At 47.3% G+C, this 24,154-nt stretch carries 25 protein-coding genes and 1 pseudogene; 6 read left to right on the top strand and 20 right to left on the bottom strand.

Going from position 1 to position 24,154, the window contains the following annotated elements; all coding sequences use genetic code 11:
* Nucleotides 1–160: 160 nt before the first annotated feature.
* Genes rplI through rpsF form a run of 4 tightly spaced genes read right to left on the bottom strand, consistent with a single transcriptional unit; the run spans nucleotide 161 to nucleotide 1,598 of the window.
* The gene (gene rplI, locus CEQ32_RS19985; RefSeq protein WP_037422085.1) at nucleotides 161–613 is read right to left on the bottom strand and encodes a 50S ribosomal protein L9; all 453 of its coding nucleotides are present in this window, start codon (nucleotides 611–613) and stop codon (nucleotides 161–163) included.
* A gap of 36 nt (nucleotides 614–649) precedes the next feature.
* Nucleotides 650–877, bottom strand: a complete 228-nt coding sequence (gene rpsR / locus CEQ32_RS19980; RefSeq protein ID WP_006083042.1) for a 30S ribosomal protein S18 — start codon at nucleotides 875–877, stop codon at nucleotides 650–652.
* 11 nt (nucleotides 878–888) lie between these two features.
* Entirely contained in the window at nucleotides 889–1,194 is a 306-nt protein-coding gene (gene priB, locus CEQ32_RS19975) for a primosomal replication protein N (RefSeq protein WP_011073673.1), read from the bottom strand.
* An 8-nt stretch (nucleotides 1,195–1,202) separates the two neighbouring features.
* Complete coding sequence (gene rpsF, locus CEQ32_RS19970) at nucleotides 1,203–1,598, bottom strand: 30S ribosomal protein S6 (RefSeq protein ID WP_011623998.1); 396 nt, start codon at nucleotides 1,596–1,598, stop codon at nucleotides 1,203–1,205.
* Nucleotides 1,599–1,810: 212 nt separating this feature from the next.
* Between rpsF and CEQ32_RS19965 the strand changes: the two genes are divergently transcribed.
* Nucleotides 1,811–2,554, top strand: coding sequence for a YdiY family protein (locus CEQ32_RS19965; protein ID WP_088586693.1), 744 nt, complete (start codon nucleotides 1,811–1,813; stop codon nucleotides 2,552–2,554).
* 182 nt (nucleotides 2,555–2,736) lie between these two features.
* Nucleotides 2,737–4,164 carry an MFS transporter gene (locus CEQ32_RS19960; protein ID WP_088586692.1) on the top strand — a complete coding sequence of 476 codons (1,428 nt, stop codon included), beginning with the start codon at nucleotides 2,737–2,739 and terminating at the stop codon, nucleotides 4,162–4,164.
* A 60-nt stretch (nucleotides 4,165–4,224) separates the two neighbouring features.
* Here the strand turns inward: CEQ32_RS19960 and rlmB are convergent, their stop codons facing one another.
* From rlmB to zapE, 8 genes are all read right to left on the bottom strand, one after another.
* Entirely contained in the window at nucleotides 4,225–4,965 is a 741-nt protein-coding gene (gene rlmB, locus CEQ32_RS19955; RefSeq protein ID WP_037422079.1) for a 23S rRNA (guanosine(2251)-2'-O)-methyltransferase RlmB, read from the bottom strand.
* Nucleotides 4,966–7,398: a ribonuclease R gene (rnr, locus tag CEQ32_RS19950; RefSeq protein WP_088586691.1), complete on the bottom strand. Its 2,433-nt coding sequence runs from the start codon at nucleotides 7,396–7,398 to the stop codon at nucleotides 4,966–4,968. It abuts the gene before it with no gap.
* 39 nt (nucleotides 7,399–7,437) lie between these two features.
* Complete coding sequence (gene motX / locus CEQ32_RS19945) at nucleotides 7,438–8,094, bottom strand: flagellar protein MotX (protein WP_082389636.1); 657 nt, start codon at nucleotides 8,092–8,094, stop codon at nucleotides 7,438–7,440.
* Nucleotides 8,095–8,201: 107 nt separating this feature from the next.
* The gene (locus CEQ32_RS19940; RefSeq protein ID WP_088586690.1) at nucleotides 8,202–9,497 is read right to left on the bottom strand and encodes an adenylosuccinate synthase; all 1,296 of its coding nucleotides are present in this window, start codon (nucleotides 9,495–9,497) and stop codon (nucleotides 8,202–8,204) included.
* A gap of 66 nt (nucleotides 9,498–9,563) precedes the next feature.
* On the bottom strand, nucleotides 9,564–9,752 hold the full coding sequence (locus tag CEQ32_RS19935) for a DUF2065 domain-containing protein (protein WP_047533524.1): 189 nt from the start codon (nucleotides 9,750–9,752) through the stop codon (nucleotides 9,564–9,566).
* Nucleotides 9,753–9,866: 114 nt separating this feature from the next.
* A complete protein-coding gene (gene rpsI / locus CEQ32_RS19930; protein ID WP_006083052.1) occupies nucleotides 9,867–10,259 on the bottom strand; it encodes a 30S ribosomal protein S9 in 393 nt (130 codons plus the stop codon).
* A gap of 14 nt (nucleotides 10,260–10,273) precedes the next feature.
* Entirely contained in the window at nucleotides 10,274–10,702 is a 429-nt protein-coding gene (gene rplM, locus CEQ32_RS19925; protein ID WP_011073682.1) for a 50S ribosomal protein L13, read from the bottom strand.
* 298 nt (nucleotides 10,703–11,000) lie between these two features.
* Nucleotides 11,001–12,113 carry a cell division protein ZapE gene (zapE, locus tag CEQ32_RS19920; RefSeq protein ID WP_088586689.1) on the bottom strand — a complete coding sequence of 371 codons (1,113 nt, stop codon included), beginning with the start codon at nucleotides 12,111–12,113 and terminating at the stop codon, nucleotides 11,001–11,003.
* A gap of 440 nt (nucleotides 12,114–12,553) precedes the next feature.
* Between zapE and degQ the strand changes: the two genes are divergently transcribed.
* The 4 genes and pseudogenes from degQ to CEQ32_RS19900 all read left to right on the top strand — a co-directional run bounded on the left by degQ (nucleotide 12,554) and on the right by CEQ32_RS19900 (nucleotide 17,097).
* On the top strand, nucleotides 12,554–13,906 hold the full coding sequence (gene degQ, locus CEQ32_RS19915; protein ID WP_037422060.1) for a Do family serine endopeptidase DegQ: 1,353 nt from the start codon (nucleotides 12,554–12,556) through the stop codon (nucleotides 13,904–13,906).
* Nucleotides 13,907–14,031: 125 nt separating this feature from the next.
* Nucleotides 14,032–15,114, top strand: coding sequence for an outer membrane-stress sensor serine endopeptidase DegS (gene degS / locus CEQ32_RS19910; RefSeq protein ID WP_037427151.1), 1,083 nt, complete (start codon nucleotides 14,032–14,034; stop codon nucleotides 15,112–15,114).
* Nucleotides 15,115–15,646: 532 nt separating this feature from the next.
* Nucleotides 15,647–16,485: pseudogene (locus CEQ32_RS19905) on the top strand (AadA family aminoglycoside 3''-O-nucleotidyltransferase).
* An 18-nt stretch (nucleotides 16,486–16,503) separates the two neighbouring features.
* Nucleotides 16,504–17,097 (top strand): hypothetical protein, encoded by a 594-nt coding sequence (locus CEQ32_RS19900; protein ID WP_088586688.1) that lies wholly within the window; start codon nucleotides 16,504–16,506, stop codon nucleotides 17,095–17,097.
* Between the two features lie 59 nt (nucleotides 17,098–17,156).
* Here CEQ32_RS19900 and ltrA read toward each other — a convergent pair whose 3' ends face one another.
* The 8 genes from ltrA to mlaF all read right to left on the bottom strand — a co-directional run bounded on the left by ltrA (nucleotide 17,157) and on the right by mlaF (nucleotide 24,103).
* Nucleotides 17,157–18,506 (bottom strand): group II intron reverse transcriptase/maturase, encoded by a 1,350-nt coding sequence (gene ltrA / locus CEQ32_RS19895; protein WP_037429356.1) that lies wholly within the window; start codon nucleotides 18,504–18,506, stop codon nucleotides 17,157–17,159.
* A gap of 973 nt (nucleotides 18,507–19,479) precedes the next feature.
* Nucleotides 19,480–20,739 (bottom strand): UDP-N-acetylglucosamine 1-carboxyvinyltransferase, encoded by a 1,260-nt coding sequence (murA, locus tag CEQ32_RS19890; RefSeq protein WP_088586687.1) that lies wholly within the window; start codon nucleotides 20,737–20,739, stop codon nucleotides 19,480–19,482.
* Nucleotides 20,740–20,751: 12 nt separating this feature from the next.
* Nucleotides 20,752–21,003 carry a BolA family protein gene (locus tag CEQ32_RS19885; RefSeq protein ID WP_011621481.1) on the bottom strand — a complete coding sequence of 84 codons (252 nt, stop codon included), beginning with the start codon at nucleotides 21,001–21,003 and terminating at the stop codon, nucleotides 20,752–20,754.
* A gap of 16 nt (nucleotides 21,004–21,019) precedes the next feature.
* Nucleotides 21,020–21,304 carry a lipid asymmetry maintenance protein MlaB gene (locus CEQ32_RS19880; RefSeq protein ID WP_088586686.1) on the bottom strand — a complete coding sequence of 95 codons (285 nt, stop codon included), beginning with the start codon at nucleotides 21,302–21,304 and terminating at the stop codon, nucleotides 21,020–21,022.
* A gap of 5 nt (nucleotides 21,305–21,309) precedes the next feature.
* Complete coding sequence (locus CEQ32_RS19875) at nucleotides 21,310–21,963, bottom strand: phospholipid-binding protein MlaC (RefSeq protein ID WP_037427135.1); 654 nt, start codon at nucleotides 21,961–21,963, stop codon at nucleotides 21,310–21,312.
* An 11-nt stretch (nucleotides 21,964–21,974) separates the two neighbouring features.
* Nucleotides 21,975–22,448, bottom strand: coding sequence for an outer membrane lipid asymmetry maintenance protein MlaD (mlaD, locus tag CEQ32_RS19870; protein ID WP_037427133.1), 474 nt, complete (start codon nucleotides 22,446–22,448; stop codon nucleotides 21,975–21,977).
* 54 nt (nucleotides 22,449–22,502) lie between these two features.
* Entirely contained in the window at nucleotides 22,503–23,288 is a 786-nt protein-coding gene (gene mlaE, locus CEQ32_RS19865; RefSeq protein ID WP_037422041.1) for a lipid asymmetry maintenance ABC transporter permease subunit MlaE, read from the bottom strand.
* Nucleotides 23,285–24,103 carry a phospholipid ABC transporter ATP-binding protein MlaF gene (gene mlaF, locus CEQ32_RS19860; RefSeq protein ID WP_037427130.1) on the bottom strand — a complete coding sequence of 273 codons (819 nt, stop codon included), beginning with the start codon at nucleotides 24,101–24,103 and terminating at the stop codon, nucleotides 23,285–23,287. The genes mlaE and mlaF overlap by 4 nt, the downstream gene beginning before the upstream one ends.
* Nucleotides 24,104–24,154: the final 51 nt, after the last annotated feature.

Raw genomic sequence — 24,154 nt, 5'->3', positions numbered from 1 at the left:
CATATTGAGCCTTAGTGCCAGGCTTAGCTGCGATGAAGTAGCTAAGCCTGTTTATCCTTGATGCTTGACAAACAACCACTTACACAACAATACGAACTAAATCGCGCCCATAAAAAAACACCGCCTAAGCGGTGTTTTTTTAGTTTAAAGCAGTATGTAATTAGGCTTCTGCAACGATAGAAACTTTAACAACAGCTTTAACTTCAGTGTGTAACTGAACTTCAACTTCGAAGTCGCCAGTAGTACGCAGAGCGCCTAATGGTAAACGAACTTCTGATTTAGCCAGTTCAACGCCAGCAGCAGTTACTGCATCAGCGATGTCACGGTTGCCAACTGAACCAAACAGTTTGCCTTCATCACCCGCTTTAGAAGCAATAACAACAGCTTCCAGAGCAGCGATTTTCTCAGCACGTTGGTTAGCAGCAGCCAGATCAGCAGCGATTTTAGCTTCTAATTCAGCGCGACGAGCTTCAAATACTTTAACGTTGCTTTCGTTAGCAACAACAGCTTTACCTTGTGGCAGCAGGTAGTTACGAGCGTAACCAGCTTTAACTGCAACTTGGTCACCCAGGTTACCCAGGTTAGCGATTTTATCAAGCAGAATAACGTTCATTATCAAATCCTCTATATTCGATTAGGAATACTGCAATTACTGATGTAAATCAGTGTATGGCAGTAGAGAAAGATAACGAGCACGCTTGATAGCGCGAGCTAGTTGACGCTGATATTTAGCACTAGTACCAGTGATACGGCTTGGAACGATTTTGCCGCTTTCAGTGATGTAGTTCTTTAAAGTAACGATATCTTTGTAATCAATTTCTGCAACACCTTCAGCGGTGAAACGGCAGAACTTGCGACGACGGAAATAACGTGCCATTTGACAGTCTCCTAAGTTTTCAATTCGACATTTTCGGCATGGATGACTAAGCGATTTTGGCCATTTCGCCCCTGTTGAAGCGTCATAAAACCTTGTACTTGTACTTCCACACCTGCTTTCAGATTATCTGCCACGCTTTCAAAACGTGGTCCACTCAATATCACTTGTATTTGAACGTAGACATTGCGGAGCATATCTGCTTCATAACGCTGCGATTTGTGTTCTAGCATGATCACACTATGTGCAATGCCTGCTGGGCTTTTAAAGCGTCTGGAACGGGTTATGGTTCCTGACAACACCAAGTTATTGGTGGTCACAGAAAAACTTACTCAGCGATTTCTTCAGCGTTAGCTTCATCATATGAGCGGTCGCCAGCTGGGCCACGACGTGAATCGCGCTCATCTTTAGCTTTCGCCATTGGAGATGCTTCAGTAACGGCAACTTTAGTACGCATTACCATGTTACGCAGAACTGCGTCGTTGAAACGGAAAGCAGTTTCTAGCTCTTCAATCGTCTCTGCTGGTGCTTCAACGTTCATCAGAACATAGTGAGCTTTATGCAGATCTTGGATTGGGTAAGCCAGTTGACGACGGCCCCAATCTTCTAAACGGTGGATTTTGCCGTTAGCTTCGGTGATAACACCGGTGTAACGCTCAATCATACCTGGTACTTGTTCACTTTGATCTGGGTGAACCATAAATACGATTTCGTAATGACGCATTTATTGCTCCTTACGGTTATGTAGCCTCGTTATTGGCTCAGTCAAACCAAATAGAGGCAAGGAACGAAAATAGTGACTGATTTGAGCGCGAGATAGTACAGAAAGCAGACGCGAAACTCAAGCAATAACTTTGCCTCAACATCCAATACAGGTATGATGACGCCTCACCCCTATTCGGATATCAGACATCAGCCTATCAAGAACCCATTATAATGCTAAAAGTTATCGCACCAGTTAGTTTGTTTTGCCTATCTTTTCATGCACTTGCGCTTGTTCCTCCCGATTATCAGGAACCACCAAGTGATTTGACTGCAGAAGTCGAAGCTGGCTTACAATTGAACACAGGCAATACCGAATCGAGCAGTTTTAATGGTCGAACCCAACTGATTTACGATACTAAACAAACTAAGCAGGAAGTGACGCTAAAAGCGTATTTTGCTTCTGAAAAAAATCAGACCACCTCAGAAAAGTACGAACTCCAGCTTCAAAGCAACTATAAACTCAACAAAGGTTATATCTTCGGCCGTGGCGACTTCACTTGGGATCAGTTTGGTAGTTATACCCAAATCTCAACTCTTTCTTCGGGTTATGGTTTTAACGCAATTAGTAGCTACAAGACCAAACTCAGTCTCGAAATCGGCCCAGGTTATCGATACAACTTGCCTGCCGAGTCAGTCGCAGAGCCAGATCCCGCTCCCGAAAAGGATGTGATCCTACGTACTGCGGCAAAGTTTTCTCAAAAATTACAGGAATACACCAGTATCAATGCCGATCTCACCGCCGAAGTGGGCGAAAATAACAATACCCTGACTCTCGATATGAACTACAAAAATTTAGTATTTCAGGATTGGGCCTTTAAAATCGGCATGAACATCAAGTTCACCGAAGTGGTTCCTGAGGGCAGCCAGCAGACGGATACCATCACCACCTTTAACTTGCTGTATACCTTTAGATAAACAAGCAATAAAACGATTTGGCTGGCACAACAATTCCCCACTCAGCCAAATCCCATTTCAGCACAATTTAGTGACCCACACATAAAAACGATAAATTAGTCGATAAATTCCAACATTTTGCAACACGGAATAAACACCGACTGCTGATATACTCTCCCTGGCAATCATGCAAGGAGCAGTTAATGACAAACCCGCTACGTACTTTCGCCTCTTTATATAGCACGACGTTATTAACAGTGCTGGCTGGCGGTTTACTCACCACATATTTAGGCCTTAGGCTCTCGGTGATGCATGTTCCGCAGTTGTGGATAGGTAGCATGATGTCGGCCTACTATGTCGGCCTTGTCGCAGGATCTAAGATTGGCCATCGGCTAATCGCCCAAGTAGGACATATCCGTGCCTTTGTCGCTAGTGCTGGGATCGTTGCCGCCTCCGCACTGGGTCACGCACTCGTAGATGAGTTAGCGATTTGGATCCTGCTAAGACTTATCGTCGGTATGGGGATGATGTGCCAATACATGGTGCTCGAAAGTTGGCTCAATGAACAGGCTGAAAGCAGCCAACGCGGCACTGTGTTTGCCAGCTACATGATAGTCTCGTACTTCGGTTTGATCTTGGGCCAAGGTGCCATCAGCCTCTATCCTGAACTCGGTCTAGAGCCGCTGTTACTGATCGCCATCTGCTTTGCCCTGTGTATTGTCCCGATTTCTTTAACGCGTCGTATTCACCCAGCACCACTGGTGCCCGCCCCCTTAAAAATTGCTCACTATTGGCGCAAAGCGCCGCAGGCACTAACGACCATTGCCATTGGCAGCATGATTGTAGGCTCCTTTTACGGTTTGGCGCCTGCTTATGCGAGCAACTTAGGTTTACCGCCCGAGAAGGTGGCCACCTATATGACAGCAACCATTCTCGCGGGCCTACTCGCCCAATGGCCAATGGGAAAATTATCTGACATTATGTCCCGCAGTCGCCTGATCCGCATCAACTGCGTACTGCTTGGGATCTTAGCATTAGCTATCGCCCTCACCCCCTATCATCCCACACTCTCACTGGTGATGACGTTTCTGTTCGGCATTCTTGGTTTTACCTTCTATCCCTTGGCAACCGCACTGGCTAACTCCCGTGTCGAGCAAAGTGAAAGGGTAGGACTATCGGCAACCATTTTGCTCACCTTTGGCATGGGCGCCAGCATCGGCCCATTAATCGCCTCAACTCTTATGCAATGGTTTGGCAACAGCATGCTCTATGGTTTTATGTCGGCCTGTACCTTAATCCTGTTTTTACGGCTACGTTATGTTCACTCACAGCAAAAAACCGAAACCAGTGTCACCCAAGACTACATCATGGCGACCGGTGACTTAGTCTCATCACCACTGGCTGCGGCGCTTGACCCGAGGGTGGATGTTGAATCGGTGCAGGAACACATGACACCAACACAGCAGGAAGATGAAGAAGATTTAGGTGCCGATGCCCTTGTTAAAGATGCAGAGAATGATAACGAGCAACAGCTAACATTCGAGTTTGAATTTCACTCAGCGCCCAGCTTTATCCACGATGAGACAAACGAGGTGGACGAATCCAACCTCGATGCAATTAAAACCAATTAAGGGCTGATTTAGGCAATAAAAAAGACGGGCTCACCCGTCTTTTTTATTGATATATATCAATTAACTACGGCGTTGACGCACAGCTTCGAATAGGCAAATACCCGTGGCAACCGACACGTTTAAGCTAGAGACGCTTCCCGCCATCGGAATCGAAACTAAAGTATCGCAACATTCACGACTTAGGCGGCGTAAACCTTTGCCTTCGGCGCCCATCGCAATCGCTAATGGCCCTTTAAGATCGGCTTGATAAAGCTCGCAATCCGCTTCACCTGCCGTGCCGACAATCCACACGCCCTTTTCCTGCAGATGGCGCATAGTGCGGGCGAGGTTAGTCACTTGGAATAACGGCACGGTTTCAGCTGCGCCACAAGCGACCTTACTAACCACAGCCGTTAAGCCAACGGAGTTATCCTTTGGCACAATAATGCCCTGCACGCCCGCCGCATCGGCGTTACGTAAGCAGGCACCTAGGTTATGCGGATCGGTAACGCCATCTAAAATCAATAAAAACGGTAAATCGGTCTTAGCTAACAGCTCATCTAAGTCATGCTCACCAAGGATTTTAGCCGCTTTCACACGGGCAATAATACCTTGGTGCTGAGTACTTTCGGCTTTCTCGTCCAACACTTTGCGTGAAGTCACTTGAATGCTCGTGCCAAAGGCTTTCGCTTGACGGATCAGCGGGGTTAAACGCTCATCCTCACGGCCCTGCAGTAGCCAAAGTTCAATAATGCGCTCAGGGCTGTGTTTTAACAGCGCTTCAACCGCGTGGATCCCAAAAATAATATCTTGTTTTTTCATTTACTTCTTTCTCGTGCTCCGCTTCGCGGCCTTTGGCTTTTTCGCCGTATCTTTTACGCTTTTCTTAGGCTTAGTGCCCGCTTTAGACTTAGACTTAGACTTACTCGGCGCTTTGTCTGAACCTGCTTTCGCTTTAACGCCAGTCGATTTAGCCGTTTTCGCCATTTTCGCGCCTTCGCGGTTTACCCGCTCACGGGCTGTCATGGGTTTTTCTCGACTAGGTGCCGCCTTGCGGCGACCGCCTTTACCACTGTCGCCAATCATGACTAAGTCAATCTGTCTATCATCCAAGTTTACCGCGGCCACTTTTACCGTGACAGGGTCACCCACTTGATAGATTTGACCTGTGTGCTCACCAATCAAACGCTGACGCATAGGATCGAACTGGTAATAATCGCTGCCCAGACTAGAAATATGCACTAAGCCATCGATAAATAAGTCATTTAAGCGAACGAATAAACCAAAGTTAGTGACAGAGGCAATCACGGCCTCGAAGGTGTCACCCACATGGTCCTGCATAAATTCACATTTAAGCCAGTCGCTTACATCACGTGTTGCCTCATCGGCGCGGCGTTCAGTCGTAGAACATTCTTCGCCTAATTTATCTAATTCATCGAGTTGATAGTGGTAGCCACCATCGGGAGTCCATTTCTCATTGGCTTCACCTTTTTCTTTCGCCAACAAATAGCGGATCACTCGGTGCAGCACTAAGTCAGGATAACGACGAATAGGCGAGGTAAAATGCGCGTATTCTTCCAGTGCCAAACCAAAATGGCCTTCGTTATCAGGCGTGTATATAGCTTGGCGCATAGAGCGCAGCAACATCACTTGAATAAGTTCAGCATCGGGACGGCCGGCAATCTGCAACATCACATTTTGATAATCTGCAGGCGTTGGCTCAAGCCCACCGCCCATGCTCAAACCACGCTCAGCTAAAAACTCTTTAAAGTTTGCCAGTTTCTGCTCAGAGGGCGACTCGTGCACTCGATAGAGGATTTCACCCTTATGCTTTTTCACAAACTTAGCGGCAGACACGTTCGCCAAAATCATACATTCTTCAATGATTTTATGAGCTTGATTACGCGCTCTTGGCACAATCTTATCGATCTTGCGCTGTTCGTTAAAAATAAACTGCGTTTCTATCGTCTCAAATGCTATCGCACCGCGCTCTGCGCGCTGTTCATCAAGCGCTAAATAAAGCGACTGTAAGCATTGAAGATGTGGAAAGAGTGCTTCATGCTCAGGCGCAATCGGTCCGCCTTCGAGCATCGCAGCGACTTGGGTGTAGGTAAAGCGCGCGTGTGAATGCATCACCGCCGGATAAAACTTATAACCCGATAACTTACCACGGGCTGAAACCGTCATCTCTGCAACCATACACAGGCGGTCAACATGAGGATTGAGTGAACACAAGCCGTTAGAGATTTTCTCCGGCAACATTGGGATCACTTGCGATGGGAAGTACACCGAGTTACCACGGGCACGGGCTTCAGTATCTAAGGCCGAATCGGTGCGCACATAATAGCTTACATCGGCAATCGCCACCCACAGACGCCAGCCACCACTGGGTTTAGCTTCGGCATAAACAGCATCGTCAAAGTCTCGGGCATCTTCACCATCGATGGTCACTAAGGGTAGATCACGCAGATCGACACGACCCACTTTATCAGACTCAGTCACTTCATCGGGAATACGGCGCAGTTTCTTTTCAATGGCGGCCGACCACGTATGGGGAAGATCGTAATTGCGTAGGGCTATTTCGATTTCCATTCCCGGTGCCATTTGCTTGCCAAGCACTTCGGTCACTTTGCCTGCGGCTTTAACAAATCGACCGGGACGACGGGTTAATTCTACCACCACCACATCGCCTTGACGGGCACCATTGCGATCTTCACTAGCGATTAAAATTTCTTGGGTAATGCGCTTATCATCGGCAATCACAAATGCCATACCACTGTCGACATGGAATCGACCAACAATCGCAGCACTACGGGGCTGGATCAAACGGACAATACGGGCTTCACGACGACCTTTACGATCCATACCGGCTTTTTGTGCCAGCACTTTATCGCCATGGAAATACATCAGCATGTCGCGATTTGAGATAAATAAATCGTCGCCACCTTCGTCAGGTTTAAAGAAGCCGTAGCCTTCTCTGTGCCCAAGAACAATGCCGGAGATCAGATCCATTTTTTCAGGTAAGCCGTAGCTTTGACCGCGGGTAAATACCAATTCACCGTCGCGCTCCATCGCCCGTAAACGGCGGCGCAGGGCTTCTAATTGCTCTTCATCATGGATCTGTAGTGCAGCAGCGATGCTGTCACGGGTAATAGGTGATTTTTGAGAACGTAAGTACTCGATAATATACTCACGACTTGGGATAGGGTTTTCGTACTTATCCTGTTCACGCTCGAAATGAGGGTCTTTGATCATTCAATATCCAATATTTTTGTCTCAATCAGTAGAGACAACTCAACGGGTTCGCAAGTGCTCTTGCTGGGCCCGCGCCACTGCACTGGCGGGCATTTTAGCGGCTAACACCTGCAGTAATGACAAGGCTTTTTTCTTAGTCGCCTCATCGGTAAATACATTGTTGTATAACCAGTTATAGGCCATTTCATAGTCTCTTGGACTACCATAACCTTCACCGTATAAACGGACCAACATCATCCGCGCGGCTAAACTACCGCTCGCTGCCGCTGGCAATAAATAATTGACCGCACGGTCTTTATTACGAATAACAAACTTACCATTTTGATAATATTCGGCAAGTTTCACCATAGCCTCGGGGCTGCCCTGCTCAGCTGCATCACGCAATAACCCCATCCCTTTGACCGCATTGGCTTTTACACAGGTTCCGTGGTTGAGCATTTCTCCCCACAAAAACTGATACAGGGGCTGCTTTAAGACTTCTGCGCGCGCTTCGATGTCTTGCACTAACTGACAGTCATCTTGTTTGACTCTTGCCAAATACTTTTCACCGCGGATCATTTCAAGCAATTGATCTTGAGAATAAATATCCACCGCCTGTGTTTCAGCAAAGCACATTGAAGATACTAAGGGCAGCAGCGCAACTAATGCAGTACGTAGCATAACGACTCTCAATGACAATAAGGTGAATACTTGCATCGGCAGTATAACCTATTTCTTGAGCTCGAGCCGAATTTCTAACCACGAAAGCAAACAGGAAGGAACAGCAGAGGAAGAAAAGGCCGTGAAACACGGCCTCTACGATTTTAGTTAAACGGGCTAACTAAAATCATCGTCTCATTACGATCTGGACCGGTAGAAATGATGTCGATCGGCGTTTCTAACAACTCTTCAATACGCTTGATGTAGTTGATAGCTGCTTGCGGTAACTGATCTAAAGAGGTCGCACCGAAAGTTGACTCGCTCCAGCCTGGCATAGTTTCATAAACAGGCATGACCTGCTCATAACCTTCAGCTGCTAATGGCGTAACCTTAGAGATAGTGCCATCTGGATGTTGATAACCCACACAGATCTTCACTTCTTTCAGGCCATCAAGTACGTCTAACTTAGTTAAGCAGAAGCCGCTTACGCTGTTGATTTGTACTGCGCGGCGCATTGCCACTGCATCTAACCAACCTGGACGACGTTTACGACCAGTAGTCGCACCAAATTCATGACCTTTAGTCCCTAAATGATCACCCACTTCACATAAGAGTTCAGTTGGGAAAGGACCAGCTCCCACGCGAGTGGTGTATGCCTTCATGATACCTAAGACATAGTCTAAATGACGTGGACCAAAGCCGCTGCCTGTCGCCACACCACCTGCGGTCGTATTTGACGAAGTCACAAACGGATAAGTACCGTGGTCAATGTCTAACAGTGTACCTTGTGCGCCTTCGAACAGGATTGGCTCACCCGCTTTACGCGCGTTATCCAAGAGTTCAGTCACATCAACACACATGCTCTTCAGATAGTCAGCTAAGGCTAACGCATCGCTCAGTGTTTGCTCGTAATCTACGGCGTCAACTTTGTAGTACTCTGTCAGCATAAAGTTATGATATGCCATAACTTCTTTCAGCTTTTCAGCAAATAGTTCAGCATTGAACAGATCGCCAACACGCAGACCGCGACGGGAAATCTTATCTTCATACGCAGGACCAATACCACGACCCGTAGTACCAATAGCTTTGTTACCGCGCGCTTTTTCGCGAGCGATGTCTAAGGCACTGTGGAATGGTAGGATCAGCGGACATGCTTCAGAAATCAGTAGACGTTCCTCAACAGGAATGCCACGCTCTTTGAGCATGTTGATTTCTTTCATCAGTGCGTCGGGTGCAAGCACCACACCATTACCGATAATGCATTTCACATTGTCGCGTAGGATGCCTGATGGGATCAGATGAAGTACGGTTTTATCGCCATTGATCACTAAAGTGTGACCTGCGTTATGACCGCCCTGGTAGCGAACTACATATTTTGCCTGTTCTGTTAGAAGGTCGACAATCTTACCTTTTCCTTCGTCACCCCATTGAGTGCCGAGAACAACTACGTTTTTGCCCATTGTTTGCTGCAAGGTTGTGGTTAAAAAAGAATTCTAACAGATTTTAAACCGCAAGTGGTAAGGCATTTATGAAAAAATAATCAAAATGACCACACCAGCAGTGACTAATGAGCCACCGATTCGACGCAAAACTTGCTGATTTTGATTGGAAAGTTCATTTAAATATCGGCGCCATTTATTGGGGAATAACAATGGTCCCACACCTTCCAAAATCAACACCAGTGCCACGGCTAGCATAAATAACTGTAAGCTCATTTTCCTCTCTCTTAGCTTTTTCTACCTTAAAAATCGGTGATTAATACGAGGATAACCAATTTTAGGCAATAAAAAACCCAGCATAAGCTGGGTTTTTTGAGATTCCAAAACGTATTAACGCTTAGAGAATTGTGGCTTACGACGTGCTTTACGTAGACCCACTTTCTTACGCTCAACTTTACGAGCGTCACGGGTAACGAAACCAGCAGAACGTAATGATGGACGCAGAGCTTCATCTAATTGCATCAGGGCACGAGTGATACCGTGACGGATTGCACCTGCTTGGCCAGTGATACCACCGCCTTTAACAGTTACATAGATGTCCAGCTTGTCAGTCATTTCAACTAACTCTAATGGTTGACGAACAACCATACGAGCAGTTTCACGACCAAAGTATTGGTCCAAAGGACGTTGATTTACAACGATGTTGCCACTACCAGCTTTAGCGAATACGCGTGCTGTAGAGGTTTTGCGACGGCCAGTGCCGTAGTACTGAGTTGCAGCCATTTGCTTAATCCCGTTTAGATATCAAGAACTTGAGGTTGTTGTGCAGCGTGGTTATGTTCTGCGCCAGCGTAAACTTTCAGTTTACGGAACATGGCACGGCCCAGTGGACCTTTTGGTAACATACCCTTAACTGCTTTCTCGATGATCATTTCTGGCTTATGAGCTTGCAGCTTTTCAAAGCTGATTTGCTTAATGCCACCAGGGAAGCCTGAGTGCGAGTAGTACGTCTTGCCTTGCGCTTTGTTACCAGTAACAGTAACTTTCTCAGCGTTGATAACGATGATGTAATCACCAGTGTCAACGTGAGGAGTGTATTCAGGCTTGTGCTTACCGCGTAAACGCAGAGCGATTTCGGTAGCGATACGACCTAAAGTTTTGCCGTCTGCATCAACGACGAACCAGTCACGAGTTACAGTTTCTGGTGTAGCAGTAAAAGTCTTCATTATTACAAAAACCCAAAGTTAATTTTCTGTCTCACATGTTGCTTGCAATGACAAACAACACAAAATTGCCTTTCAGTACCCCTTCGAGTACTTAACTCGGCGTACAACTTCCACCTAGTTTGGTGGAGTAACGTGGGCAGGTGGCGGATTATAGACAAACGTGAGTTAAAAATCACCTGATATTTTGACAAAAATCATAAAAATTCGATCGATGTGGCTCATTACTACGCTAAGGAATGAGCCACTAAAGATTTGTTGAGAAAAACCCCGCAAAGCACGCTCTGCAATAGTCTAATACTTAGGGTAAATGCTCTGATTTTAAGTAATCGTGGGATTGCATTTCAATCAAACGGGAACGACAACGTCTGAATTCAAAACTCAATAAGCCGTCGGCATAAATGTCTTCTAACGGCACCTGCGCTGACACGATCAATTTAACGTTTCGTTCGTAAAACTCATCCACCATGGCCAAAAAGCGTCTGGCGATATCATCACCCGTTAAAAATGCGCCCATTTGCTCAATGCCACTCACCAGTACGGTATGATAAATCCGCGCCAGTTCCATATAATCCCGCTGACTACGGGGGCCATCACATAAGGCTCTAAAATCCGCCAGTAAGACGCCTTGCGCCTGTTGGCGAATGGATATTTCACGGCCTTCAATTTCAATCGCATCGGTTGAAATTTCAGCCTCGGGGGCTAACTGACGGAAATAACGCAGTAAGTTAGTATCGGCCTGCTCATCGAGTGGATGGTGATAAATCTCTGCCTGCTCCAGTGTACGCAGGCGATAGTCGATGCCCGAATCCACATTGAGCACTTCACAATGTTGATTGATCAAGGCGATCGCGGGAAGGAATCGTGCCCGTTGCAATCCGTTTTTATACAAATCATCGGGAATGATGTTTGAGGTCGCAACTAAGACCACGCCTTCTTTAAAGAGAGCTTGAAATAAGGTGCCAAGTAACATGGCATCAGTGATGTCAGAGACAAAAAATTCATCAAAACAAATGACTCGATATTTAGCTGCCATTTGTTTGGCAATAACTAACAAAGGATCGCGCGTGCCTTTGAGCGCATCCAGATCTAAATGCAGTTGATGCATAAAGCGGTGAAAGTGCGCCCTTAGTTTTTGATTACCTGGCAGCGCATCAAAAAAAGTGTCCATCAAATAGGTTTTGCCGCGACCGACACCGCCCCAAAGATACAAACCCTTAGGCGCGACAGGCGCAGACTTAAGGCCAAAGGAGGTCAATAACTTGCCAAATAGTGAGCTGGGCGCTTCTGCAGCGGTTAAATCTTCGTATACGCGTTGCAGCGCCTTTACCGCCATTTCCTGCGCCGGATCATGGGAAAAACCATCACGAGTAAGATCTTTTTGATAATGCTGCCAAGGGCTTAACTGGGGCACGTTATTATTCTCTTTTATCCTTTGGAAAAACTGCGTTGATATTAACACGGCCAAGATGACGCAGCATATATTTATACCCCATCAACTTGGATCTGTAGTGAGCTTGCGGAGAGGCCTAGCACAACGGCTTAATATGATAAAACTTATTAGGAAGAACTATGCTGTTAGCTGATTAAACTCAATGATTGGAAGTTATTAGGACTTGAAAAATACCTTAAAAGCCCACAGGTTTCACTTCAGTTACAGTCAATAAAATGTTGATAAAATAACCGTTAAGAAATTAACCTTTGTTAATATTGATGAACTTTTTCAATGAGGTGCGTGTCCGAAAGGTTACCTAGGCAAATAGCCGGTAACGATACAGATTCGATCTGGTGCGGACACAAACTGACGACGCATTACATCCAGATCCTTGATCCCTTATTTGGAGTTATGAATAGATGAAAACGAAATTATCTGTACTTTCAGCCGCAATGTTAGCCGCAACCCTGACAATGATGCCTGCGGTGTCACAGGCCGCTATTCCGCAATCTGTTGAGGGACAACCCATTCCCAGCCTTGCCCCTATGTTAGAACGTACGACGCCCGCTGTGGTTTCTGTAGCGGTTTCCGGCACCCATGTTTCTAAACAACGCGTTCCGGATGTGTTCCGCTATTTCTTCGGCCCGAATGCACCGCAGGAACAAGTACAAGAGCGTCCATTTAGAGGCTTAGGCTCAGGCGTAATTATCGACGCGGATAAAGGTTATATCGTCACCAACAACCATGTGATTGACGGTGCCGATGATATCCAAGTTGGCTTACATGATGGCCGTGAAGTCAAAGCCAAACTGATTGGTACCGATTCAGAGTCCGACATTGCTTTGCTGCAAATTGAAGCAAAAAATCTAGTCGCAATTAAAACCTCCGACTCAGATGAGCTGCGTGTTGGTGACTTTGCCGTCGCCATTGGTAACCCCTTTGGTTTAGGCCAAACCGTGACATCAGGGATTGTCAGTGCCCTAGGCCGTAGTGGTTTAGGCATTGAAATGCTTGAAAACTTTATCCAAACCGATGCAGCCATCAACAGTGGTAACTCGGGTGGCGCGCTGGTTAACCTTAAAGGTGAACTGATCGGTATTAACACGGCTATCGTCGCACCAAACGGTGGTAACGTCGGTATCGGTTTTGCGATTCCCGCAAACATGGTGAAAAACCTCGTGGCTCAAATTGCCGAACACGGTGAAGTTCGCCGTGGCGTGCTGGGGATTTCAGGCCGTGATTTAGATAGCCAACTTGCCCAAGGCTTTGGGTTAGACACTCAGCACGGGGGCTTTGTGAATGAAGTCACTGCGGGCAGTGCTGCCGAAAAAGCAGGTATTAAAGCGGGCGATATTATTGTCAGCGTGGATGGACGAGCAATTAAGTCGTTCCAAGAGCTGCGAGCTAAAGTGGCAACCATGGGCGCAGGCGCCAAGGTCGAACTGGGCCTTATCCGTGATGGTGATAAGAAGACCGTGAGTGTCACCTTAGGCGAAGCTAGCCAAACCACTGAAAAAGCGGCTGGTGCTGTACATCCTATGTTGCAAGGAGCCTCATTAGAAAATGCCTCTAAAGGGGTTGAAATTACCGATGTCGCGCAAGGCTCGCCTGCGGCAATGAGTGGTCTGCAAAAAGGCGATTTGATTGTCGGTATCAATCGTTCTGCGGTGAAAGATCTCAAATCACTCAAGGAACAGCTCAAAGATCAAGAAGGTGCTGTAGCCCTGAAGATCCTGCGTGGTAAGAGCTTATTGTACCTAGTACTGCGTTAATCGATACGCCGGTCTGATTTATATCCCATTATCAGATGCGGATCAGCATAGGGAACGCGCGTTCCCTATGCTTTAACTTGTTAAACATGTTAATCTAACTCACCTTTTTCAATATTTAGCCTGCCATGACAATAAAAGAAACCCTGTTATATCTCGGTAAAGCCGTGCTTTTCGGCCTTATCATGGCGGCCATGTTTTTATTGGTGACTCACTACTTCGATAATAAGAGTCTTGGCAATTCACTTCTGCAAAACCGCGGTAATAATACAGTTGAACTGTCCTTTGCTAAGGCAGTGCGCCGCGCAGCACCTGCCGTAGTCAATATTTACAGCTTAAGTATCGATCAGAGCCGTCCATTGAATTCTGGCTCACTCCAAGGTTTAGGATCTGGGGTGATCATGAGTAAAGAAGGCTATATTCTCACGAATTATCATGTCATTAAAAAAGCCGATGAAATTGTAGTCGCCCTACAAGATGGCCGCAAATTCACCTCGGAAGTGGTAGGTTTTGATCCCGAAACCGATCTTTCTGTGCTTAAGATCGAAGGCGATAATCTTCCTACTGTGCCAGTCAATCTCGACAGCCCACCACAGGTTGGCGATGTGGTATTAGCCATTGGTAACCCTTATAACCTTGGGCAAACCATTACCCAAGGTATTATCAGCGCCACGGGTCGTAACGGCTTGAGTTCGGGTTATTTAGACTTTTTACAGACAGATGCCGCGATTAACGCCGGTAACTCCGGTGGTGCATTAATTGATACTAACGGTAGCCTGATTGGTATCAACACCGCCGCCTTCCAAGTGGGCGGCGAAGGTGGCGGCCACGGCATTAACTTCGCGATCCCGATTAAACTGGCCCACAGCATTATGGGTAAGCTAATTAAAAATGGTCGTGTGATCCGTGGTGCCTTAGGGATCTCTGGCGAACCGATTAACCCAGTTGTGGCACAAATCCTCAACCTGCCCGATTTACGTGGGGTATTAGTTACTGGTGTCGATCCTAATGGTCCAGCGGCACGAGCGCAGCTACAACCAAGGGATGTAATCATCAAATACGGCGACGAAGATGTGCCTGGGGTCGAAATGCTGATGGATAGAATTGCCGAGACCACACCCGGCAAGAAAATCATGATGACAGTTATTCGCCAAGGTAAACAGCAAGAACTACCCGTTATTATCGATGAAAAAGTCGTCGTCGATAATTAAGCTCAGTAACTGACTTTGTTAATCTCAGAATGAGGCATGTAAAACCTCATTCTGAGTCATCGTCCAAATCACCTATTACCTACCCTCAAATGCAGAGCTAAATATAGCACTGCCATTTCTAACGGACTTTTGCTCCAAATTCATTCCTTGTTTCCGTTCGTTAGCTCAATCGAAAACTCCCACACCTGCTGCCATACATATTCTTATCTATTTGCCTATGTTTGGCCTTACCAGAAATCGGCTAAGAATGTATGGGTATACAGTCGTATTTAAATTTAGGTATTTTGGTATGATTTTAAGACAAAATCAGTGCGCACTAATTCCATTCGCAATAAATAAAACGCTATAAAATCAATTGACTATAGAGGCTGAGTTTTAGTTAATAGGTTTGGAAAACGCGCATGCGCGTTTTTCCAGATGGTGTATTAAACAAAAAGCTGATAAGTTCTTTGCATACAGATAGTTAACCGTGCGCGTTTTCACTGGTCCAACGAGGTAAACGCGCATGCGCATGAATAAAATGTTAGACATCATGAGGGACGCAGTGATCGCCGAAATTTCGACACAACTGTTAGAGGTGCTTAGTGTCATTGAGCGCCATCTGGAGCCGACGTTGCTGGCCGTGCATTTGTACGGCTCCGCAGTGAATGGCGGCCTGAAGCCATACAGCGATATTGATTTGCTGGTTACTGTGACTGTAAGGCTTAATGAAACAACGCGGCGAGCTTTGCTCAACGACCTTCTGGAGGTTTCGACTTTCCCCGGCGAGAGTGAGGCTCTCCGCGCTATAGAAGTCACCATTGTCGTGCACGACGACATCATTCCGTGGCGTTATCCAGCTAAGCGAGAACTGCAATTTGGAGAATGGCAGCGCAATGACATTCTTGCGGGTATCTTCGAGCCAGCCACGATCGACATTGATCTGGCTATCTTGCTGACAAAAGCAAGAGAACATAGCGTTGCCTTGGTAGGTCCAGCGGCGGAGGAACTCTTTGATCCGGTCCCTGAACAGGATCTATTCGAGGCACTAAATGAAACCTTGAAGCTATGGAACTCGCAGCCCGACTGGGCTGGCGATGAGCGAAATGTAGTGCTTACGTTGTCTCGTATTTGGTACAGCGCAGTAACCGGCAAAATCGCGCCGAAGGATGTCGCTGCCGACTGGGCAATGGAGCGCCTACCGGCCCAGTATCAGCCCGTCTTGCTTGAAGCTAGACAGGCTTATCTTGGACAAGAAGAAGATCGCTTGGCCTTGCACGCTGATCAGTTGGAAGAATTTGTTCACTACGTGAAAGGCGAGAGCACCAAGGTAGTCGGCAAATGATGTCTAACAATTCGTTCAAGCCGACGCCGCTTCGCGGCGCGGCTTAACTCGAGCGTTAGATGAATATGAAGCCAACCGTAATCATACTTTTATCATTCTTTCTTGCGTCATGTGCGTCTAATGATGGCAGGCATAATGAAACCTTAAGTGGTTTAGCCACAGTTTCAGCTTTGCTAGTGGCCGTGCCACTGGTTCCTTTCGCAGAGGCATACCACATAATAAATGACACAGAAGGTAAAAATAGAGAGCGAGCACGGTTGCTAGCAGAAAAATACGACCCAGTTTATAACGAGCGCATTAGTATTATTGAGCAAAGGAGCGCTGAATCAGATGCTCGCAATCTAATCAATGCGGGTGTGGTCGCATTATTGCCTTCTGTGCCAGGGGTAAAAATCTACCCTGGTCTTCTACCCAAACAGTCAGAGCAAATTGACCACTCATCAAATAGCAAGTCTATTGAAGCTAATGAGTTGCTCGCATATCTATCAAGCTTAATGGATCAAGATCCATCACATAAGCAGGCAGGCCCTTACTATTTCGGTGAACCTTATAAAAAGTTTATTTCTACTGGGTGGGCATACAAAGAGGCTTTTAATCACATCATGCTTCAGCAATTAAATATCAGTAAATCATCTAATCGGGTAGCCGGAGGTATTTAGCCTCCAGCCCCCACACCACCCTGCATGCGGCTCCGCACAGGGCGGTTCATTTAGAACGCCTAACCTGTTTTCTGGTTCGGATAGTGAACCGCGATCCATCCATCTCTCAGTGAATACAATCCTGCTTTCTTAAGATACTCATTACTCAGCGCTTGCTGTATCCCTGGTGTTTTCGAGCTTCGCCACGGCCCTTTGCTTGTAATTCCACAAGCAACGGCCGCTTGGATCCTGACGCCACGTTTGAGTAAGTTTTGTACCTTAGTCCGTGGCTTTCGCCATTGACGCCAGTAGCACATACGTACTCGACGACGGATCCAGTGGTCTAACTCGACACATCCTTGGTAAGCGTTGGCTATGCCAAAGTAGTTGATCCAGCCTTGCATGTATTGCCGCACTTTAAACAATTGATAGCTCATGCTCACGCCCCAATTGCGGTTTGTCAGTCGTCTTATCTTTTGTTTGAAGATGTGCAGTGTTTTGACATGCCACTGGATCTTTCCGCGGTTAAAGGTAAACCCTAGGAACTTGCTTTGGCCTACCTTAACCACTTGGCTTTTCTGTTCGTTAACAACCAGTTTTAGCTTAGTGGCAAGATAGCGAGTAATACTCTTGAGGACACGTTCGCCCGCTCGTTGAGACTTGACCAAAATGATAAAGTCGTCCGCGTAGCGGGCGAATTTGTGCCCTCGGCTTTCCAGCTCTTTATCAAGACTGTCCAACATAATGTTAGAGAGTAATGGCGAGAGTGGGCCGCCTTGAGGCACGCCTTCGAAGCTTGCTTCAAATTGGTCGTTGACCATCACACCAGCTCGCAGGTATTTACCAATAAGCGCCAGCAGACGCTTATCCTGTACCTTGATCCTCAATTGAGTCATCAACAGGTCGTGATTTACTCGATCAAAGAACTTGGACAGATCAACATCGACGGCAAATTTGCGCTTCTGTTTGATGATATCTCTGACTTGCAAGACCGCTTGTTTGGCATTCCTATTCGGTCTAAAGCCGAAGCTATTAGCCGAGAAGAAAGGGTCAAACAACGGCGTGAGAATTTGAGCAATAGCTTGCTGTATCACACGATCAATGACGTTAGGGATACCCAGTTTGCGTTTACCGCCATCGGGTTTGTCGATCTCTACGCGTCTGACTGCTGAAGGGTTATATTCACCTCGTTCCAGTAGAGATTTACACCGTTGCCAACCGCCTTGTTGCATCCAAAGCGGGAAGGCTTCGATAGTCATGCCATCGATGCCAGCCGCGCCTTTATTGGCTTTAACTTGACGCCAAGCTCGGTGTAGATTTTCAGGTTCGAGTAGTTGTTGGAATAAATCGCTGTTGAAGGCCGGTTGCATATCAATACGCTGCCGATAGTAATCGTCTGGCGACGTAGTGGGTATCGACAAGTTTGACAAGACTCCTCCTTCTTCTAAATGTTCAGGCCTTCACCATGTACCCACAACGCTAACGCGGGGTATGCTATCCCATCCATTACGATGGGCGTTGAGCTACTATGCCGTCTGCTGACTTCTGCTTAATCACATGCCGAGTTGCCCCGTCATGCGCTATCGGTTTTCATCTGGTTCGCTCTTTTCAGTCGATGAGATTGAAAAGCCAAGGCACTTAATAGACCAGAGCCTGACTGGTTATTGACCGATCGCGTGTTAAGCAGATCTCCCCAGATAAGAACATGAACTTTCTTTGCACTGCTGCATCATTTACGGTGGCCATTAGATCACGTGGTTTCGTCGTCTTGTGCCAACTCACCTCTAGCCTACGCCTCATATGATGTTCTTGTTCATCAGCTCGCAAATTTGCTAGCGGCTTCCTTCAGACCAATCCTCGCGGATAAGCCCTTGCCATTCACTAGTAGTTAGCGTTTAATAACAGCATGTTATTGAACGGTGACCTTCCTACAGAGGACTTTCACCTCATTAGTTCATGCCCATGCTGGGCGTACACAAGTCAAAGCACGCGGACTTGGCAAAGCTATCACCTTTTTTGTTCCAAAAAAGGCGCCAACTTCACCAAGCCGGTGTTTGAGGCGTTATCGCCATATAAATTTTTATCCGAAATTCACCTGATGCAGCCGATGTCCTGACACGCTTTTGTCCCAAAGCATGCTGTGTGTTTCTTTAAAACCTGCAGACTACACCGATGCTAAAAGGGGAAGCCATGGTGATTAGCGAGACGACCGTCCGCCCCATGGATGGGGCGGTCGAGCATCCAAGGAAGGACTCGCTGCGAGTCGTCGAGCAAATGCCATGACTCATCCATCAATCAGATCCAGCATTTAGATGTCTCTTTCCTTTTTACCTAAATAAATTGCGCTCAATAAAAAACCAGCACTTGGCTGGTTTTTTATTGGGAGCTAATCCGACGCAAATGTTATTGCACACGCTCTACATGCGCGCCCAATCCTTGGAATTTCTGCTCAATATGCTCGTAGCCGCGATCTAGGTGATAGATGCGATCGACGATGGTTTTACCATCGGCGACTAAACCTGCGATCACTAGACTTGCCGAAGCGCGTAAATCGGTCGCCATTACCTGTGCACCACTCAAAGACTCAATGCCTTGGATAATGCAGGTATTGCCTTCAAGCTCCATGGTCGCGCCCATACGGATAAGTTCTGGCACGTGCATAAAGCGGTTTTCGAAGATGGTTTCGGTAATGGTCGCCGTGCCCTGGGCTAATACGTTGAGCACGCAGAATTGCGCCTGCATATCGGTTGGAAAACCTGGGTATGGCGCCGTCTTGATATTTACCGCTTTCGGACGTTTGCCTTCCATGTCTAGCTCAATCCAATCTTCACCTGTAGTGATCTTGGCGCCCGCATCTTCAAGTTTCGCGATAACAGACTCTAACGAACCTGGATCGGCCTTTAAGCAACGGATACGACCACGGGTCACTGCCGCAGCCACAAGGAAGGAACCCGTTTCGATACGGTCTGGCATCACTCGGTACTCACAGCCCTGTAGACGCTCAACACCTTGAATACGCAGTGTGGCACTGCCGACACCAGTGATCTTCGCGCCCATGGCAATCAAACAGTTCGCCAAGTCGATCACTTCTGGTTCACGGGCCGCGTTTTCAATCACGGTTTCGCCATCGGCAAGTGCCGCGGCCATCAATAGGTTTTCGGTCGCGCCTACGCTCACCATGTCCATAAAAATATGGGCGCCCTTTAAGCGACCATCGACACGGGCCTTGATATAACCTTCTTTCACTTCAATCTTGGCGCCCATCATTTCGAGGCCATGTAAGTGAAGATTTACTGGACGAGCACCAATGGCGCAGCCACCGGGTAATGATACGTCTGCGGTGCCATAGCGGGCTAATAACGGGCCAAGGATCAGAATCGAGGCACGCATGGTCTTAACGAGGTCGTAAGGGGCGCAGAACTCATTAAGGTTCTTGGTCGAAATACGGATCTTACCTTCGCCCAACTCATCCACATCGGCGCCTAGGCAGCGCAGCAACTTGCAGCTGGTGCTCACATCGCGCAAATTGGGGACATTCGACACAATAAAATCAGTCTCGGCTAACACGCCTGCCATCAGAATCGGCAGCGCAGCGTTTTTAGCGCCGGAAATAATCACATCACCAGCAAGCGGAGGGCTTGCTTGAATCGCTAATTTATCCACTTTTCCTCACTACTAGCTGTTGAAAATTTTCTCGCGTTTCCATTGAGTCGGCGTGAAAGTTTTAATCGTTAATGCATGTAACTCACCGCTGGCGATATAACTCATCAGGGGTGCATAAATGGCTTGTTGCTGTTTTACACGGCTCATGCCGTCAAAACATTCACCGACTGCGATCACTTTGTAGTGGCTGCCATCGGAGCTGGCGTGCACTTCATCGAGTGCTAACGCGTCACGTAAAATCTGTTCTATTAAGCTGCATTCCATGAAATTCGGTACCTTTTCAATTCGCTTCTTCGCTGAAGAAGGATTGTAAATCATATAAATCGATTAATTTTTTTAACTGCTCCGATGCCGAGCACAGCTTCAGTGGCGTGCCATGCTGGCGCACTAACGCCAACAAAAATGCCACACCAGCACTGTCGCTGTACTCCAGCTCAGTGAGCGACAACATTTGGGTATCTTGGCTTAACAGGCTTTGCCTTTGCGGCCATAGCTCGACCACTTGCTCCTGTGATAAACGCCCTTTTAGGTGGCAAATGTTACCCTGTTGCACAAATTCAACCACGGCGCTTACTTCCCTGCTTTAGGCTTTTTAGTCACTTTGTCTTTGGTGCGCTCTTCCAGCATCTTAATCACTGAATCAATCCCCTGTTGGCGGATAAGGTTCGAGATTTCAGATTGCTTAGAGGACAGCAAACTCACGCCTTCAGCGACTAGGTCAAACGCCTTCCAAGAGTCATCCTTGAGGCGACGAACTTTAAACAACAGCTTAATCGGCGGACGACCCGCTTCGATAATCTGTACGTTTACATCGACAATCTTCTCATTGCTGAAATCACTACCAGGCGAAAACTCCACTTTTTGGTTAGTGTATTCGGTAAAAGCTTGGGCATAGGTTGAAACTAAGTAGCCTTCAAAAGCATCGACGAAACGATTGCGCTGATCTTCAGTCGACTCTTTTAAATACTGACCTAACACTTTGTAAGAGGCGTATTTATAGTCGATGTAAGGCATTAATTCTTCACGCACAATCACCTTGAGATGATCCGCATCGGCGTCAATCAACGCCTTGTCTTTGTGGAACCGATCGAAGGTTTTGTTGGCAACAGATTTCACCATGGCATAAGGATCCATAGTGTTAACCTGAGCGTCATCCGCCAGTGCGGTCGTTGCAGTAAACATCCATACTAACGGCAGTAATAAGCGCGATAAGCGTTTAAACATAGCGGTAACCCCTATTTATCCTTTGAACCCATACTATATAAGAACTGACCAATCAGATCTTCTAACACTAATGCTGAGCGAGTATCGTCAATTTTGTCGCCATCCTTAAGCATACTCACGTCATCATCGACAAAGCCCGGTGTTAATCCGAGGAACTGCTCACCGAGCAAACCTGAAGTTAAAATAGCTAAGCTACTGGTTTCAGGAAATTTATCGAAACGCTTGTCCATCACAATCGTCACCACAGCCACCAGTTTGACTGGGTCTAAATCAATCTTACTCACGCGGCCAACCACGACGCCGCCAACCTTGACCGGAGAGCGAACCTTCAAGCCACCGATATTGGTGAAGTTGGCGGTGAGGGTATAGCTACTGTCGCTGGTCTGCACTTCGATATTGGCGACTTTAAACACCAACACTAAAAAGGCCGCTAAGCCCGTTAAGAGAAACACACCCACTAATAATTCAATTTTTCGTGTCAACATGCTCAGTTACCACTCTGTTAATCCGTCGATCTGTATCCTTGGCGCTGCAATCCGTTAGCGGCCAAACATCAGGGCTGTTAGTAAAAAGTCCAATGCCAATACGGCGAGGCTCGATTGCACCACAGTTGAAGTAGTTGCACGGCTGATCCCCTCTGGATTAGGGATCACTTGATAACCACGATATAGCGCAATCCAAGTCACCACCACGGCAAAAACACCGCTCTTAATCAGGCAGTTCACTATGTCTTGGCGCCATTCTACCGAGGCTTGCAGAATCGACCAGAAGGCACCACCATCGATCCCCTTCCATTCCACGCCCACTAAATGGCCGCCATAAATACCTACCGCAGTAAACATCAGCGCCAACAACGGCATGCTTATTACACCCGCCCAAAAGCGTGGCGCAATGATTTGCCGCAGTGGGTCAATCGCCATCATCTCTAAGCTGGATAACTGCTCGGTACTCTTCATCAGACCGATTTCGGCGGTGAGTGCCGAACCTGCGCGGCCAGCAAATAACAACGCTGTAACCACGGGGCCAAGTTCACGCAGTAAACTTAAGGCCACCATCGGGCCTAAACTTTCTTCCGTCCCAAACCCGACTAAGATGTTGTAGCCCTGCAGCGCCAACACCATGCCGATAAACAGGCCGGAGACCACAATAATGACCATAGATTGTACGCCGACCACATAGATTTGGCGCACTAATAATGGAAAACCTTTACGCACCCGAGGCCAACGAACAATCGCGCCCCACAGCATCAGGCCTGCACGGCCAAAACCGAGCACTAACTCGATAGCGCTGCGGCCAAGGTCGGCAATACTATCTAATAACTTCACTTGCCAACTCCTTTTGCCAATAATTCTTGCTGGTAATCCTTTGCCGGATAATGGAACGGCACAGGGCCATCTGGCGCACCTTGAATAAACTGCTTGAGCTGCGGATTATCCGCATGCTTTAACTCCTCAGGCGTGCCATGGGCAATAACTTTTTTATCTGCAACCACATACACATAATCTGCAATCCCGAGCACTTCATCCACATCGTGGGATACCACAACCGAGGTTAAATTAAGTGCATCGGAAAGTTCGCGGATAAGCTTAACCAGCACGCCCATAGAAATAGGGTCTTGTCCGGCAAAGGGTTCATCGTACATGACCATTTCTGGCTCAAGGGCTATCGCCCGAGCTAAGGCAGCGCGGCGCTGCATCCCACCGGATAACTCGCTGGGCATCATTTGCGCGGCGCCCCGCAGCCCAACGGCCTCAAGTTTCATCAGCACGATAGTCCGAATAATCTCTTCGGGCAGGCCTGAATGTTCACGTAGCGCAAAGGCAACGTTATCAAAGACGTTGATATCGGTGAATAATGCGCCACTTTGAAACAACATACTCATGCGCTTGCGCAGTTCGAATAATTCGCTACGGCTCGCAGCATGCACATCCTGTCCATCGAACAACACTTGGCCGCTATCGGGGGTTAATTGGCCGCCGATAAGCTTGAGCAAGGTGGTCTTACCTATACCACTCGGTCCCATAATGGCGGTGACTTTGCCCCTAGGGATAGACAGGCTAATATCTTCATATATGACACGCTGGCCACGGCGAAAGCCCAAATGACGGATCTCAACCAACGGCGTTTGTTCTTGAGTCATGCTTGATTCCGATATTTGAAAAGAGGTGGCCTACGCTTCCTGCCCAGACCA

The organism is Shewanella sp. FDAARGOS_354, assembly GCF_002209245.2.
GTDB lineage: Bacteria > Pseudomonadota > Gammaproteobacteria > Enterobacterales > Shewanellaceae > Shewanella > Shewanella xiamenensis.
The sequence above is the reverse complement of the archived record's forward strand: the minus strand, read 5'-3'. Positions and strand labels throughout refer to the sequence as shown.

Bases quoted from the DNA above. Each gene is read 5' to 3' on its own strand.
- CEQ32_RS19940 (WP_088586690.1), bottom strand. From the start codon at position 9,497: ATGGGCAAAAACGTAGTTGTTCTCGGCACTCAATGGGGTGACGAAGGA.
- mlaF (WP_037427130.1), bottom strand. From the start codon at position 24,103: ATGACTCAAGAACAAACGCCGTTGGTTGAGATCCGTCATTTGGGCTTT.
- rplM (WP_011073682.1), bottom strand. From the start codon at position 10,702: ATGAAGACTTTTACTGCTACACCAGAAACTGTAACTCGTGACTGGTTC.
- rplI (WP_037422085.1), bottom strand. From the start codon at position 613: ATGAACGTTATTCTGCTTGATAAAATCGCTAACCTGGGTAACCTGGGT.
- rpsI (WP_006083052.1), bottom strand. From the start codon at position 10,259: ATGGCTGCAACTCAGTACTACGGCACTGGCCGTCGCAAAACCTCTACA.
- rpsR (WP_006083042.1), bottom strand. From the start codon at position 877: ATGGCACGTTATTTCCGTCGTCGCAAGTTCTGCCGTTTCACCGCTGAA.
- CEQ32_RS19935 (WP_047533524.1), bottom strand. From the start codon at position 9,752: ATGAGCTTACAGTTATTTATGCTAGCCGTGGCACTGGTGTTGATTTTG.
- CEQ32_RS19885 (WP_011621481.1), bottom strand. From the start codon at position 21,003: ATGGAATGCAGCTTAATAGAACAGATTTTACGTGACGCGTTAGCACTC.
- degQ (WP_037422060.1), top strand. From the start codon at position 12,554: ATGAAAACGAAATTATCTGTACTTTCAGCCGCAATGTTAGCCGCAACC.
- CEQ32_RS19875 (WP_037427135.1), bottom strand. From the start codon at position 21,963: ATGTTTAAACGCTTATCGCGCTTATTACTGCCGTTAGTATGGATGTTT.
- motX (WP_082389636.1), bottom strand. From the start codon at position 8,094: ATGCAAGTATTCACCTTATTGTCATTGAGAGTCGTTATGCTACGTACT.
- degS (WP_037427151.1), top strand. From the start codon at position 14,032: ATGACAATAAAAGAAACCCTGTTATATCTCGGTAAAGCCGTGCTTTTC.
- rpsF (WP_011623998.1), bottom strand. From the start codon at position 1,598: ATGCGTCATTACGAAATCGTATTTATGGTTCACCCAGATCAAAGTGAA.
- CEQ32_RS19900 (WP_088586688.1), top strand. From the start codon at position 16,504: ATGAAGCCAACCGTAATCATACTTTTATCATTCTTTCTTGCGTCATGT.
- CEQ32_RS19965 (WP_088586693.1), top strand. From the start codon at position 1,811: ATGCTAAAAGTTATCGCACCAGTTAGTTTGTTTTGCCTATCTTTTCAT.
- rnr (WP_088586691.1), bottom strand. From the start codon at position 7,398: ATGATCAAAGACCCTCATTTCGAGCGTGAACAGGATAAGTACGAAAAC.
- mlaD (WP_037427133.1), bottom strand. From the start codon at position 22,448: ATGTTGACACGAAAAATTGAATTATTAGTGGGTGTGTTTCTCTTAACG.
- rlmB (WP_037422079.1), bottom strand. From the start codon at position 4,965: ATGAAAAAACAAGATATTATTTTTGGGATCCACGCGGTTGAAGCGCTG.
- CEQ32_RS19960 (WP_088586692.1), top strand. From the start codon at position 2,737: ATGACAAACCCGCTACGTACTTTCGCCTCTTTATATAGCACGACGTTA.